The 13,355-nt window shown below is 70.2% G+C and carries 15 protein-coding genes; 10 read left to right on the forward strand and 5 right to left on the reverse strand.

What is annotated here, in order from left to right; all coding sequences use genetic code 11:
* Positions 1-269 precede the first annotated feature (269 nt).
* Entirely contained in the window at positions 270-1,631 is a 1,362-nt protein-coding gene (locus tag ABZ194_RS26325; protein WP_355599693.1) for a hypothetical protein, read from the reverse strand.
* A gap of 224 nt (positions 1,632-1,855) precedes the next feature.
* Positions 1,856-3,049, reverse strand: coding sequence for an NADP-dependent malic enzyme (locus ABZ194_RS26330; RefSeq protein WP_355599694.1), 1,194 nt, complete (start codon positions 3,047-3,049; stop codon positions 1,856-1,858).
* A gap of 258 nt (positions 3,050-3,307) precedes the next feature.
* Here ABZ194_RS26330 and ABZ194_RS26335 point away from each other — a divergent pair, with 258 nt between their 5' ends.
* A complete protein-coding gene (locus ABZ194_RS26335; RefSeq protein ID WP_355599695.1) occupies positions 3,308-3,841 on the forward strand; it encodes a CGNR zinc finger domain-containing protein in 534 nt (177 codons plus the stop codon).
* On the opposite strand, the gene ABZ194_RS26340 is transcribed toward ABZ194_RS26335, so the two are convergent.
* Positions 3,808-4,113 carry a S24 family peptidase gene (locus ABZ194_RS26340; protein WP_355599696.1) on the reverse strand — a complete coding sequence of 102 codons (306 nt, stop codon included), beginning with the start codon at positions 4,111-4,113 and terminating at the stop codon, positions 3,808-3,810. The two genes, ABZ194_RS26335 and ABZ194_RS26340, sit on opposite strands and share 34 nt — an antisense overlap.
* Positions 4,114-4,202: 89 nt before the next feature.
* On the opposite strand from ABZ194_RS26340, the gene sodN reads away from it, so the two are divergent.
* From sodN to ABZ194_RS26355, 3 genes are all read left to right on the forward strand, one after another.
* On the forward strand, positions 4,203-4,604 hold the full coding sequence (gene sodN / locus ABZ194_RS26345; protein WP_355599697.1) for a superoxide dismutase, Ni: 402 nt from the start codon (positions 4,203-4,205) through the stop codon (positions 4,602-4,604).
* 190 nt (positions 4,605-4,794) lie between these two features.
* On the forward strand, positions 4,795-5,220 hold the full coding sequence (locus ABZ194_RS26350; RefSeq protein WP_355599698.1) for an anti-sigma factor: 426 nt from the start codon (positions 4,795-4,797) through the stop codon (positions 5,218-5,220).
* Between the two features lie 17 nt (positions 5,221-5,237).
* Positions 5,238-6,017, forward strand: a complete 780-nt coding sequence (locus tag ABZ194_RS26355; RefSeq protein ID WP_221465310.1) for an RNA polymerase sigma factor SigF — start codon at positions 5,238-5,240, stop codon at positions 6,015-6,017.
* Here ABZ194_RS26355 and ABZ194_RS26360 read toward each other — a convergent pair.
* On the reverse strand, positions 6,014-6,400 hold the full coding sequence (locus tag ABZ194_RS26360; protein ID WP_355599699.1) for a hypothetical protein: 387 nt from the start codon (positions 6,398-6,400) through the stop codon (positions 6,014-6,016). The two genes, ABZ194_RS26355 and ABZ194_RS26360, sit on opposite strands and share 4 nt — an antisense overlap.
* A 77-nt stretch (positions 6,401-6,477) precedes the next feature.
* Between ABZ194_RS26360 and ABZ194_RS26365 the strand changes: the two genes are divergently transcribed.
* Both ABZ194_RS26365 and ABZ194_RS26370 read left to right on the forward strand, forming a co-directional pair.
* The gene (locus ABZ194_RS26365; protein WP_355599700.1) at positions 6,478-7,440 is read left to right on the forward strand and encodes a diacylglycerol kinase family protein; all 963 of its coding nucleotides are present in this window, start codon (positions 6,478-6,480) and stop codon (positions 7,438-7,440) included.
* A 279-nt stretch (positions 7,441-7,719) separates the two neighbouring features.
* Complete coding sequence (locus ABZ194_RS26370) at positions 7,720-7,968, forward strand: WhiB family transcriptional regulator (RefSeq protein ID WP_355599701.1); 249 nt, start codon at positions 7,720-7,722, stop codon at positions 7,966-7,968.
* 52 nt (positions 7,969-8,020) lie between these two features.
* Here the strand turns inward: ABZ194_RS26370 and ABZ194_RS26375 are convergent, their stop codons facing one another.
* Complete coding sequence (locus ABZ194_RS26375) at positions 8,021-9,484, reverse strand: histidine kinase N-terminal domain-containing protein (protein WP_355599702.1); 1,464 nt, start codon at positions 9,482-9,484, stop codon at positions 8,021-8,023.
* 68 nt (positions 9,485-9,552) lie between these two features.
* Between ABZ194_RS26375 and ABZ194_RS26380 the strand changes: the two genes are divergently transcribed.
* From ABZ194_RS26380 to bioB, 4 genes are all read left to right on the forward strand, one after another.
* Positions 9,553-10,716 carry an 8-amino-7-oxononanoate synthase gene (locus ABZ194_RS26380; protein WP_355599703.1) on the forward strand — a complete coding sequence of 388 codons (1,164 nt, stop codon included), beginning with the start codon at positions 9,553-9,555 and terminating at the stop codon, positions 10,714-10,716.
* A gap of 76 nt (positions 10,717-10,792) precedes the next feature.
* A complete protein-coding gene (locus ABZ194_RS26385; protein ID WP_355599704.1) occupies positions 10,793-11,512 on the forward strand; it encodes a GntR family transcriptional regulator in 720 nt (239 codons plus the stop codon).
* Positions 11,513-11,578: 66 nt separating this feature from the next.
* Positions 11,579-12,301 carry a dethiobiotin synthase gene (gene bioD / locus ABZ194_RS26390; RefSeq protein WP_355599705.1) on the forward strand — a complete coding sequence of 241 codons (723 nt, stop codon included), beginning with the start codon at positions 11,579-11,581 and terminating at the stop codon, positions 12,299-12,301.
* Positions 12,302-12,325: 24 nt separating this feature from the next.
* On the forward strand, positions 12,326-13,321 hold the full coding sequence (bioB, locus tag ABZ194_RS26395) for a biotin synthase BioB (RefSeq protein WP_355599706.1): 996 nt from the start codon (positions 12,326-12,328) through the stop codon (positions 13,319-13,321).
* Positions 13,322-13,355: the final 34 nt, after the last annotated feature.

The raw sequence follows: 13,355 nt of genomic DNA on the forward strand, positions 1-13,355 counted from the left end.
GCCTACTTCGACGGCGAGACCGCCGACATCTACAAGAAGGCCGCCAACGTGTGGTCCGGCCGGATCGTCGGCCCGAACGGCGAGCTCTACAAGTAAGCCGTAAGGATCGGATGATTCCTGAGCCAGGGGGTCCAAACCTCTAGCTCACCCGGTTTCAAACAGAGGGGCCCGGCAGCCGCCGGGCCCCTTTGCCGTGTCCGCCCCCTTCTCCGTGACCCGCTCCCCTCCGCGCCTGTGCCGTACCCGCCTTTCCCGCGCGCGTGGCGGGCTCACCCGGCGAGCACGAGTTCTCTGCTCCGCTCCTTCAGCTCCACCACCGGCGCCTCGGCGGCGAAGGGGGTGAGCCGCCGCCGCAGGTCGGTCACGTATGACCGGGTGCGCACGGACTGCAGGCCTGCCGCCAGCTCCAGCGCCTCCGCCGCCGCCGTACAGGCGTGTTCCAGCTCGCCGCATCCGAGCAGTCCCGCCGAGAGCAGCGACAGGTTGAACATGCGTCCACGGACGTAGCGGCCGTCCATCTCCAGCGACCGCCGGGCATGTCGTACGGTCTTGGCGCCGTCGCCCAGGTCGCGGAAGCAGTGGGCGAACTTGGCCGACAGATACGCCTCGTCGAAGTAGGCGATCCAGTCCGGCTCGTCGGCGGCCACGCGCCGGTCGAAGGCCGTCTCGGCCTCGTGCAGGGCGCGCCCGCACGCCGCGCGGTCCTCCAGCAGGGCGTGGGCGTGGGCCTCCAGCACGTGGGCCTCCGCCAGCAGGGTGAGGACGCCCGCGCGGCGGGCCGAGAGCCGGGCGGCGCGGGCCAGGTCGAGGGCGTGCGCGGGCTGCCCTATGTATATGGCCTGGTGGCTCATCCCGGCGAGGATCTCCCCGCCGAACCCGTGGTCTCCCGCTCCCCTGGCCAGCTGTAGCGCCTGGATGAGGTAGCGCTGGGCCAGGCCGTGCTGCTCCAGGTCGTAGGCCATCCATCCGGCGAGCCTGGTCAGCTCGGCCGCGGCGGACGCCAGCGCCCTGCCGGTGGGTTCGCCGTAGGAGCCCTCGCTGAGCAGCGGGGCGACGGCGGTGTCCAGATATCTCACCACCGCCGGCCTGACCCTGCCGCCGCCGAACCTGTTGTCCAACTCGCCGAAGGCCCTGGTCACCTCCCGGACGGCGGCGATGTCGGCCATGCCCACCCGCCGGGCGCCGCCCGCCGCCGGGCCGCCTTCCGCCGGGAGGGTCAGCCAACGCAGGGCTCCGGTGGTCCCGGCGCCGATCGCGAAGGTGGAGTCGAGCAGAAATCTGCGTCTCTCAACGTCCCCGCGCCACAGTGCTGTCACGGTCGCGATCCCTTCCTGCCACGTATGGGGGAACTCCTGTCCCAGGTCAAGAGGTGCCGAGACGGCCGGCATGCCGAGGTCGTCCGCGCTGACCGACCGGCCGAGCCGGAGGGTGAAGATCTCCGCGAGCAGGGCCGGGACCGGATCCCCCGGCCGCTGACCGCCGATCCAGTGCAGAACGGAGCCGTGGTCGTACTTCAGGCCGGACAGACCACGGGTCACGCCCAGTTCGTTGAGCCTTCGGGTCAGCCCTTTATGGGTGAAACCCGACTCGGCGATGAGCCGCCGGAGTAAACGGTTGGGCTCGCGTTCCATCGCTCTCCTCACCCTGAGAGCCGGTTGAGCTCGGGGAACGTGTCGACACCCCTGCGCCGGCATCCGCCCCTCGTGCACGCCCTTGCCCGATCAGGTAACGGAGAGCTTTTTTTATAGCACAATCTGTGACTATTTTTTGGGTTTCCCGAAACGGAGAGACGCCCCTCGCCGACTGGGCGAGGGGCGTCTTCACCGGAACACTCCGGGAGGTCCCGGAAGGAGATCTACAGGCGGGCCACTCCGTCCGCGCGGGCCTGCGCGGCGACCGCGGCGACGACCGCGGGGGCGACACGCTCGTCGAACGCGCTCGGGATCACGTAGTCGGCCGACAGCTCGTCGCCGCCGACCACGGCGGCCAGGGCCTCGGCCGCGGCCACCTTCATGTTCTCGGTGATGGTGGAGGCCCGGACGTCGAGCGCTCCCCGGAAGACGCCGGGGAAGGCCAGCACGTTGTTGATCTGGTTGGGGAAGTCGGAACGGCCGGTCGCCACCACCTGGGCGTGCCTCCTGGCGACCTCGGGGTGCACCTCGGGGGTCGGGTTGGAGAGTGCGAAGACGATCGAACCGGGCGCCATCGACGCGACGGCCTCCTCCGACACGGTGGAGCCCGAGAGGCCGACGAACACGTCGGCGCCGGCCAGCGCCTCCTCGGTGGAGCCCTGCAGGGCGGCCCTGTTGGTGTCGCGCGCCAGGGCCTCCTTCACCGGGTTGAGCCCGTCGCGGCCCTGGTGGATGAGTCCCTTGGAGTCGGAGACCGCGATGTCGCCGATGCCGGCGTTGAGCAGGATGCGGCTGACCGCCACCCCTGAGGCGCCGGCGCCGGCGACCACGGCCCGCAGGTCGCCGAGCGAGCGGCCGGTCAGCCGGGCTGCGTTCTTCAGCGCCGCCAGCACGACGATCGCGGTGCCGTGCTGGTCGTCGTGGAAGACCGGGATGTCCAGGAGCTCGCGCAGCCGGTCCTCGACCTCGAAGCAGCGGGGCGCGCTGATGTCCTCAAGGTTGATGCCCCCGAAGGAGGGGGCGAGCCGCGCCACCGTTTCGACGATCTCGTCCACGTCGGTGCAGGCGATGCAGATCGGCACCGCGTCGACCCCGGCGAACTGCTTGAACAGCAGGGCCTTGCCCTCCATGACGGGCATGGCCGCGGCGGGTCCGATGTCTCCGAGGCCGAGAACGGCGGTGCCGTCGGAGATGACCGCCACCACGTTGGACACCCAGGTGTACTCGTTGACGAGGCCGGGCTCCTCGGCGATCGCGGTGCAGACCTTGGCCACGCCCGGGGTGTAGGCGAGTGCCAGGTCGTCGGCGTTGCGTACCGGAACAGTTGAGCGGATCTCCAGCTTGCCCCCGCGGTGCAGGGCGAAGGCCGGGTCGAGATCAAGTGCTTCGAGGGAGATGGAGGAAGGCGTTACTGCCACAGCGACCCCTGTAGTTCAAGACGGATTGATCCTTCATAGACACCGTTACGGGCGTGGCCCGGCTTCGGTAGTCGCGCGGGCCCGCTCGCCGGAGCGGTGGTCTGGAGGGGGGACGGGGGTCACCCGCTGCTTGATTGTGCCACATGGGGAGGCCGCCCCCTGTGACAGGGGCGGCTCACTCTCACTGACATGGTGTTGACCAGGTCATACATGTAATACTCAGGGCTTCGTTCATCGCTTACATGGACGGACCGCCCGATGGATCTGACCTCCTACGCCGAGCTCGCCGTACTGCTGATCAACAGTCCCGACCGGTTGACCGGCCTGGACGGACTGCATGCCCTCCTGCGGGAGGGCCGCCGCTACCGCCCCGGCTGCCGTATCACGCGGAGCGACCTGGAGGCCCTGCGCGACCTGCGCGAAGAGTTGATCGTCGTGTTCGAGGCCGCGGCCGGCGGCGAGGAGCAGGCCGTGGTCGACCGGCTCAACTCGCTGCTGATCCAGCATCCGGTGCAACCCCAGATCTCCGGCCACGACGGCGAACGCTGGCACATGCACCTCACCGAGGGAGGCCGGATGGCCGACCAGTACGCCGTGGGCGCCGTGATGGGCCTGGCCACCCTGGTCACCGATCTCGGGGTGAACCGCCTGGGCCTGTGCCGGGCGGTCCCCTGCCGGCGGGCCTACCTGGACACCTCGTCCAACCGGTCCCGGCGTTACTGCTCCGAGCGCTGCGCCAGCCGGGCGAACGTGGCCGCCTACCGTGCCCGCAGGAAGGGCGGCGGCCAGTAGCGCGCCACCACCCGGCCGACCAGCAGCGACGGCGGCACGGCGCCGAAGTCCCAGCTGTCGCGGCGCCCGGGGGCACGCTGGTTGTCGCTCTCCAGCCACCATCCCCCGGCCGTCTCCCAGACCACCCGCTTGACGATCAGCGACGACGGGTCGGAGGGGAGCCTGGCGATGACGAGGTCACCGGCTCGGATCGGGGCGCCGCGCCGTACCCAGAGCCGGTCGCCGGGGCGCAGCGCGGGCAGCATCGAGTCACCCTCGACACGGACTCTCATGGAGCTCAACCCCATCCACGCGGCCATTTGAAGACGAGTAAGGTCGGTAGCGGACCATGCTGATTCCAGCATCAAGGAAGGATTTTCCGATGCTTGCACGACTTCTACCAGCCAAGCACGTCGCGTCCGCGCACTGTGACCTGCCGTGTGGCGTGTACGACCCGGCGCAGGCTCGTATCGAGGCCGAGTCGGTGAAGGCCATCATGGAGAAGTACGCCGCGAACGAGGACCCGGTCTTCCGTTCCCGTGCGCTCTCCATCAAGGAGGAGCGGGCCGAGCTGGTCAAGCACCACCTGTGGGTGCTGTGGACCGACTACTTCAAGCCCCCGCACCTGGAGACCTACCCGCAGCTGCACCAGCTCTTCTGGGACGCCACCAAGCTGGCCGGCGCGGCGGGCGCCAAGGGCACCGTGGACGCCGCCAAGGCCGACGAGCTGCTGAGCAAGATCGACGAGATCTCCAAGATCTTCTGGGAGACCAAGGCGGCCTGAGCCGGCCCCGCGTTCGACGCGGCCGGGCCCCGTGTGGTGTGCGACCACACGGGGCCTGACCTGTTCATAGGCCTCATTCGGGTGTCTTAAAGTGTTCTTGAGGTGCCAAATCGCCCCGATCGCGAGTCCAAGCGGGCCAACCACCGCTACGGGGCTGTAGGTTGCAGTCAGCGACTCTGCGAGGAGGAACGTGACCGAACACACCGAGACGCCCGCGGTCGGCTTGGGCGGGATCCGTGACGTGGTGAGCGTCCGGCTACCGGCCGCGAGCGCCTACCTGTCCGTGCTCCGTACGGCGACCGCGGGACTGGCCGCGCGCCTGGACTTCACGCTCGACGAGATCGAGGACCTGCGCATCGCGGTCGACGAGGCGTGCGCGATGCTGTTGACCCAGGCCGTCCCCGGCACCGACCTGACGGCCGAGTTCGAGCTCACCGGGCAGCTGATGCAGGTCCGGGTCGAGGTCAGCACGGTCGGCAGCTCCGCACCCAAGCGCGACGACTTCGCGTGGATGGTGCTCACCGCGCTGGCCGACGACGTGGATGCCGTAACCGACTCCCCCGACCGCATGGCGATCGTGCTACGCAAGCGCCGAGGCGCAGCGAGGCCGGCGTGACGGAAAGGACTCGTGCCATGGCCGCCAGCGACCACGCCGTGCCCGACCGGGTGCGCGCGCGCCTGCTCTTCGCGGAACTGGCGGAGTTGACCCCCGACGACTCGCGTCGCCAGCGTATCCGTGACGAGCTCGTCGAGCTCCACCTTCCCCTGGTGGAGTATCTCGCCCGCCGGTTCCGCAACCGGGGCGAATGGCTCGACGACCTGACCCAGGTCGCCACCATCGGCCTGATCAAGTCGATCGACCGCTTCGACCTCGGCCGGGGGGTGGAGTTCTCCACCTACGCCACCCCGACGATCGTCGGCGAGATCAAACGGCACTTCCGCGACAAGGGCTGGGCGGTCCGCGTGCCGCGCCGTCTGCAGGAGCTCAAGCTCTCGCTCACCAAGGCGATCAGCGAGCTCTCCCAGCGTGAGGGACGCGCTCCCACCGTCGGTGAGCTCGCCACGTTCCTGAAGATGACCGAGGAGGAGGTGCTTGAGGGGCTGGAGTCGGCCAACGCCTACTCCACGGTCTCCCTCGACGCGCCCGACTCCGGCGACGACGACGCCCCCGCGGTGGCCGACTCCCTGGGCATCGTGGACGACTCCCTGGAGGGTGTGGAGTATCGCGAGTCGCTCAAGCCCCTGCTCGAACGGCTGCCGCCGCGCGAGAAGCGGATCCTGCTGCTGCGCTTCTTCGGCAACATGACCCAGTCGCAGATCGCCACCGAGCTCGGCATCTCACAGATGCACGTCTCCCGGCTGCTGGCCAGGACCCTGGCCCAGCTCCGTGAGGGGCTGACGGCCGAGGACTAGTCCTGTTCCCCGTAGAGGGCCCGGGTCGTCGGCGGGGACAGCAACGCGACCAGTCCGATCACTGTCACGGCGATCAGTGGGATGCCGATGGCCCGCTGATCGGACTGGATCAGCGTGATGCCGACCACTCCGGCGAAGATCTGCGTCAGCACCCCCGGGCTCCGCGCCCACCGCTCCGTCCTGAGCATGCCCAGGCCCACCCAGAGCAGGGCCACGCCGACGAGGATCCCGAACGCGGTGAGAAAGAGCGAGCTCATCGTGTCGGCCGGTCGGCCGATCACCGTCTCCACGCCGACGTAGCCGCCGAGCAACAGGGTGGTGACACCTTCCAGCCCCATGACGGCGGCGGCGACGGTGAGGGTCAGCGGGCGGTGATTCGGCACGGCTCAACCCTATCGCCGGGGCATCTCGCCTCGTTCTATCCGGCCACGACGCCGTTACCGGCGGATACGCTGGAATTATGCGCGCGATGCTCCTGGTGAATCCAAAGGCGACGACGACCAACCGGCGAACGCGGGACGTGCTGATCGGAGCACTGGGCGGATGCATGAACCTGACGGTCGAGGAGACCGCCTACCGGGGGCACGCGGCCCAGCTCTCCCGCAAGGCCCATGCCGCCGGGTTCGACGTGGTGGCCGTGCTGGGCGGCGACGGCACGATCAACGAGACCGTGAACGGGCTGCTCGACGCGGACGACAGCAGGAGCGGCGAGGAGGACGGGAGCGCCGTGGACCGGCCGGCGCTGCTGGTGATCCCCGGTGGGAGCGCGAACGTCTTCGCGCGGGCGCTGGGGCTGCCGAACAACCCGGTCGAGGCGGTCGGCGCGGTGCTTGAGGCGCTGCGCGACGACCGGCGCCGGACTGTCGGGCTCGGCCAGGCGATCTGGGACGACCGGCGCAGATACTTCACCTTCTGCAGCGGACTGGGGTACGACGCCGAGGTCATCCGAGCTGTCGAGGGGATGCGGGGCACCGGGCGCAGAGCCACCCCGGCCCGCTATGTGAACACCGCGCTGCACCACTATCTCTCGACGGACAAGCGCCACGCCGCCATGACCGTCGAGGGACCGGACGTGCCGCCGACCGGCGGCGTCTTCATGGCGATCGTCTCCAACACCTCGCCCTGGAGCTACGTGGGGGCCAGGGCGGTCAGCCCGACACCGTGGGCGAGTTTCGAGACCGGCCTCGACATGCTGGGGCTGCAGCGCCTGGGGCTGCCGTCGATGCTGCACCTCATCCCCCAGATCATCGGAGATCGCGACACCCTGCCCACCGGCCGGCACCTCGTGCAGCTTCATGACGAGCGGGAGTTCACGCTCCACGCCGAGCGGCCGGTGGCCTTCCAGCTCGACGGCGACTACCTGGGGGAGGTCGAGCGGGTGACCTACCGTTCTGTCCCGAAAGCGTTACAAGTGTTGGTCTAGGCCGTTACATCCGGTCATTATGTGACGCATCCGACATGCATATCAGGCAAAACGTTCTCCCAAACCTCTTGCATGTACTGAGCGTGGCTGACAATCTCAACATTGACGTCGGAACGTAGGACCTTTGAGCGGCCATCCCGCCCCCAGGCCACCGGCGATCAAGCGAACGTGAGCCCGGCCCCAACAGGACCGGGCAATCATCCGCGCTGATTAGTGAAAGTCTTCACAAAGTAAGCCGCTGGAGCCGAAGCAAGGGCTCCTCTTACGAAGGAGTGACGCATGGACTGGCGCCACCGAGCTGCCTGCCGTGACGTGGACCCCGAGCTGTTCTTCCCGATCGGCAACACCGGCCCCGCCCTGATGCAGATCGAAGAGGCCAAGCAGGTCTGTCACACATGTAACGTCAGCGAGGCCTGCCTGAAGTGGGCCCTGGAGTCCGGCCAGGACGCAGGGGTCTGGGGCGGCCTGAGCGAGGACGAACGCCGCGCCTTCAAGCGCCGCACGGCCCGCGCCCGCGCCGGCGTCTGAACCCCCGGACGGAAGGCACCCCCCGAACGCCTCTCCCCTCCTGCGGTCCATCTCAGGCCGCGGGGAGGGGAATGCCGAGTGTGACCTCGGTGCCGCCCCCCTGCCTGGGCTCGATGGTCAGCCTGCCGGACAGCTCGCCGACGACCAGCGTGCGCACGATCTCCAGCCCGAGGCTGGCGGAGGTCTCCAGGTCGAAACCCGGAGGCAGGCCACTGCCGTCGTCGGAGACGATCACGTCAAGCCGGTCGGCCCCCCGTGACACGATCACCTGAAGCCTACCGGGTCGATGGGCCAGCCCGTGCTGGACCGCGTTCTGCAACAGCTCGGTGAGGACCATCGCCAGCGGTGTCGCGATCTCGGAGCGCAGCACGCCGAACGAGCCGACCCGGCGCGGCACGACCTGCGCCTCCGGAGCCGCCACCTCGGCCGTCATCGCGATCACCCGGTCGGCGATGTCGTCGAAGTCCACCTGCTCCTCCGGCGTGTGGGAGAGCGTCTCGTGCACGATCGCGATCGAGCCGACCCGGCGCACCGCCTCCTCCAGCGCCTCCCGCCCCTCCGGCACCTGCAACCGCCTGGCCTGCAGCCGGAGCAGCGCGGCCACCGTCTGCAGGTTGTTCTTCACCCGATGGTGGATCTCCCTGATCGTGGCGTCCTTGGTCATCAGCTCCCGCTCGCGGCGGCGCAGCTCGGTGACGTCCCGGATGAGCACCAGCGCGCCGATCCGGCCGCCCCCGACGACCAGCGGGATCGCCCGCAGCTGCACGACCGTGCCCCCCGACTCCACCTCGGTCTCCCGGGGCTCCCGGCCGCTCGCCACGATCATCAGGTTCTCGTTGATGGGCTCGTCGGAGTAGCAGAGGGTGGCGGTGACACGGCCCAGCTCGGCACCGACCAGGTCCGCGTTGAGGCCCAGGCGCCGGTAGGCCGACAGCGCGTTCGGCGAGGCGTAGGTGACGCGCCCCGCCCGGTCCAGCCGGAGCAGCCCGTCGCCCACCCGCGGTGAGCGGACCAGGATCGGCTCGGCACCCGAGAAGGGGAAACGGCCCTCGGCCACCATCTGTGCCAGGTCGGAGGCGCTCTGCAGATAGGTGAGCTCAAGCCTCGAAGGGGTCCGCGCCGAGGAGAGGTTCGTGGAGCGCTGGATCACGCCCAGGAAGTGGTCGGCCCGCCGTACCGGAATGGTCTCCTCGCGCACCGGGACCCCGCTCGACCAGTCGGGGTCGCCCTCCCGGCAGATCCGCCGCTCGTCCCAGGCGGTTTCGATGAGCGCCCGCTCACCGCCGGCCACCGTCATCCCCACGATGTCGTCGTGGTAGACGGTGGGCCCGGTGGTGGGGCGCATCTGGGCGATCGCGATCCAGCCCGTCCCGTCCCTGAGGGGAATCCACAAGATGAGGTCGGCGAACGACAGGTCCGCCAGCAGCTGCCAGTCGGAGACCAGCGAGTGCGTCCACTCCAGGTCCGCATCGTCGAGCGCGGTGTGACGAACCGCCAGGTCGCTTAGAGTCGGCACCCGTGCATCATGCGTTCTTTACCGGCCCGAACGCGAATCGGGCGGAGGCCACTGGGAAGATGCCCCCTATGAACGAGAGCCCCGATCCGCTGGCCCGGTTCCGTGCGGCGTCGGCGGCGCGGGAGGCCGCGGGGCTGCGGCGGACCCTGCGTGCCCGCACACCGGACGGCGACGGCCTGATCGACCTGGCCTCCAACGACTACCTCGGGCTGGCGGGGGACGCGCGGCTGGCCGAGGCTGCGACGGCGGCGGTCCGGACGTGGGGAACGGGCTCCACCGGCTCACGCCTGGTCACCGGCTCCACCGCGCTGCACGCCGCGCTTGAGGAGCGGCTGCGCGCCTTCGCCCAGGCGGAGGGCGCCCTGGTGTTCTCATCCGGCTACCTGGCCAACCTGGCGGCCGTGGCGACCCTGGGCGGGAACGCGCTGGTGGTCTCCGACGCGGGCAACCACGCCTCCATCGTGGACGCCTGCCGGCTGTCGCGCTCGCGCGTGGTCGTCACCCCGCACCGGGACGTGACGGCCGTGGAGAAGGCACTGGCCGGCCGGGACACCGAGCACGCGGTCGTGGTCACCGACGCGGTCTTCTCGGTGGACGGCGACCTGGCGCCGCTGGCGGACCTGCACGCGGCGGCCGTACGGCAGGGCGCGCTGCTGATCGTGGACGAGGCGCACTCGATCGGCGTCATCGGCCCCCGGGGACAGGGGGCGGTGCACGCGGCGGGCCTGGCGGGCGAACCCGGCATTGTGAGAACGGTCACACTCTCCAAGTCCCTGGGCTCTCAGGGCGGGGCGGTGCTGGGGGCTCGCGAGGTGATCGAAACCCTGATGGACACGGGCCGCCCGTTCATCTTCGACACCGGGCTGGCCCCCGGCTGTGTGGCCGCGGCACTCGCCGCTGTAGATATCCTTCACAATCAGCCCGAACTGCCCGGATACGTGCGAACCACAGCGAGAGAGCTGGCCTCGATGGCCCGCGAACTCGGTCTGGAGACCCACGATCCGGCGGGTGCGGTCGTCCCAATCGTGCTCGGCCCACCCGAGACGGCACTTCGGGCCGCCGTCATCTGCGCGGAACACGGGGTGCGCGCCGGATGTTTCCGGCCGCCCTCGGTACCGGCCGGCCGCTCTTGTCTGCGGTTGACCGCGCGGGCCAATCTGAGTTCCGATGATCTAGCGGTGATCAGGGGTGCGCTCACCGCCGTGGCCGAGATGATGAAGGTGACCATGTGAGCGAGCGAAACGAGCGGGCCCGCGGGCGAGGCGCCCGCGGTGGTGCCGGTGCCCGGCCGTCAGATGAGGTGCGGGCGTGACGGAAGACTCCCCCAGAATCCCGAAATACTATGACGTAAAGCGCAGCCTGCTCGCCCTCACCAAGAGCCTGGCCGCAGGCAGCGCGCTGCCTCCCGAGCGGACCCTCGCGGTCCGCTTCGAGACGTCGCGCACCACCGTGCGCCAAGCCCTGTCCGAGCTCGTGGTCGAGGGCCGCCTGGTGCGCATCCAGGGCAAGGGGACGTTCGTCGCGCACCCCAAGGTCGCCCAGGTCCTCCAGCTGACCTCCTACACCGGCGACCTCCGGACCGTCGGCCTCGAACCCGACACCAAGATCCTCGACATCAACTACATCACCGCCGACGAACCGCTGGCCCGCCGCCTGGCGATCAACCCCGGCGGCCGGGTGCTCCGGATCCACCGGCTGCGGCTGGCCAGCGGCGAGCCGATGTCGATCGACACCACCCACCTGTCGGCCCGGCGCTTCCCCAGGCTCCGGCGCGAGCTGGAGGTGCACTCCTCGCTGTACGAGACGCTGCACAACGCCTACAACGTGCGGCTGACCGACGCCGAGGAGATCATCGAGACCGTGCTGGCCACGCCGTACGACGCGCAGGTGCTGAACGTCGACGTCGGGCTGCCGATGCTCCTGCTCACCCGGCACGCCTTCGACGCCGACGGCAACCCGGTGGAGTGGGCCCAGTCCCTCTACCGGGGTGACCGCTACAAGTTCGTCACCCGCCTGCGCCGCCCCTGACCCGCCCCCGCTCCGCCTCGGTCCCGGCCGGGACCGAGGCGGAGCGGGACACCTAAGGTGGGACGGGTGAGCGTTCTCATGGTCACCGGAACCGGCACCGGAGTGGGCAAGACGGTCGTCACCGCTGCGGTGGCCTCACTCGCCAGGGAGCGGGGCTCCTCGGTCGCGGTGGTGAAACCCGCGCAGACCGGCGTCACCGACGCCGAACCCGGAGACCTGGACGACGTCATCCGGCTGTCCGGGGTGACGACCACGTTCGAGTTCGCCAGGTTCCCCGCCCCGCTGGCCCCCGCGGCGGCGGCCCGGCTGGCCGGTCTGCCCCCGGTCTCCCTCGACCGGGCCGCGCTCCGGATCGAGGAGCTGGCACGGTCGCACCGGCTGGTGATCGTCGAGGGCGCCGGCGGGTTGCTCGTCCGCTTCGACGAGGAGGGGGCGACCCTGGCCGACCTGGCCAGGACGCTGTCGGCGCCGGTGCTCCTGGTGGCGCGGGCCGGGCTGGGCACGCTCAACCACACCGCGCTGACGCTGGAGGCGATGGCCCACCGGGGGGTGGAGCCGGTCGGCGTGGTGATCGGGTCCTGGCCCGCCGATCCCGGCCTGGCCGAACGGTCCAACGTGACGGACCTGGAGACGCTGGCCGCCCGGCCCCTCGCGGGCGCGCTCCCGGAGGGCGCCGGATCCCTCGGCCGGGACGCCTTCGCCCGGATGGCCCGCGCCGCCCTGGGCCCGGCGCTGGGCGGCGGGTTCGATCCCGCTGCCTTCCGGGCCACCCTTAGGCTCTTGCCGTAGACGAAGGCTGGAGAGCGGAGCAGCATGAGCGACATACTCGACATCGCCCGGGTACAGGTCCTCCAGGAGGGCCGGGGGCTGGACGCCGCGCAGGCTCTGCGGTGCCTGGAATCACCCGATGACCGCCTCGCCGACCTGCTGGCGCTCGCACACGAGGTGCGGATGAAGTGGTGCGGCCCCGAGGTGGAGGTCGAGGGGATCGTCTCCCTCAAGACCGGCGGCTGCCCCGAGGACTGCCACTTCTGCTCCCAGTCGGGGCTGTTCCCCTCGCCGGTCCGCGCGGCCTGGCTGGACATCCCCTCCCTGGTCGAGGCCGCCAGGGAGACCGCGGAGACCGGCGCCACCGAGTTCTGCATCGTGGCGGCCGTGCGCGGCCCCGACCGGCGGCTGATGGACCAGGTCCGCGAGGGTGTGAAGGCGATCCGGGAGGCGGTGGACATCAACGTCGCCTGCTCCCTGGGCATGCTCACCCAGGATCAGGTGGACGAGCTGGCCGGGATGGGCGTGCACCGCTACAACCACAACCTGGAGACCGCCAGGTCGCACTTCGGGAAGGTCGTCACCACCCACACCTGGGAGGAGCGCTGGGAGACCTGCCTGATGGTGCGCGAGGCCGGGATGGAGCTGTGCTGCGGCGGCATCGTGGGCATGGGCGAAACCCTGGAGCAGAGGGCGGAGTTCGCCGGGCAGCTCGGCGAACTGCGGCCCGACGAGGTCCCGCTGAACTTCCTCAACCCGCGCCCCGGCACGCCCCTTGAGTCGTTCCCGCTGCTGGAGGGGGCCGAGGCGCTCAAGACGATCGCCACCTTCCGGCTCGCGCTGCCCCGCACGATCCTGCGCTACGCCGGTGGCCGCGAGCTGACCCTGGGCGACCTGGGCACCCGCGACGGCATGCTCGGCGGGATCAACGCGATCATCGTCGGCAACTATCTCACCACCCTGGGACGCGACGCCGGTGCGGACCTCGATCTGCTGGTGGATCTGAAGATGCCCATCAAGGCGCTCTCCGACAGCCTCTGACCACGCCGGCCCCGCCCGGACCACACCGGGAACG

The sequence above is a fragment of the Streptosporangium sp. NPDC006007 genome (assembly GCF_040614315.1).
Classification (GTDB): Bacteria; Actinomycetota; Actinomycetes; order Streptosporangiales; family Streptosporangiaceae; genus Streptosporangium.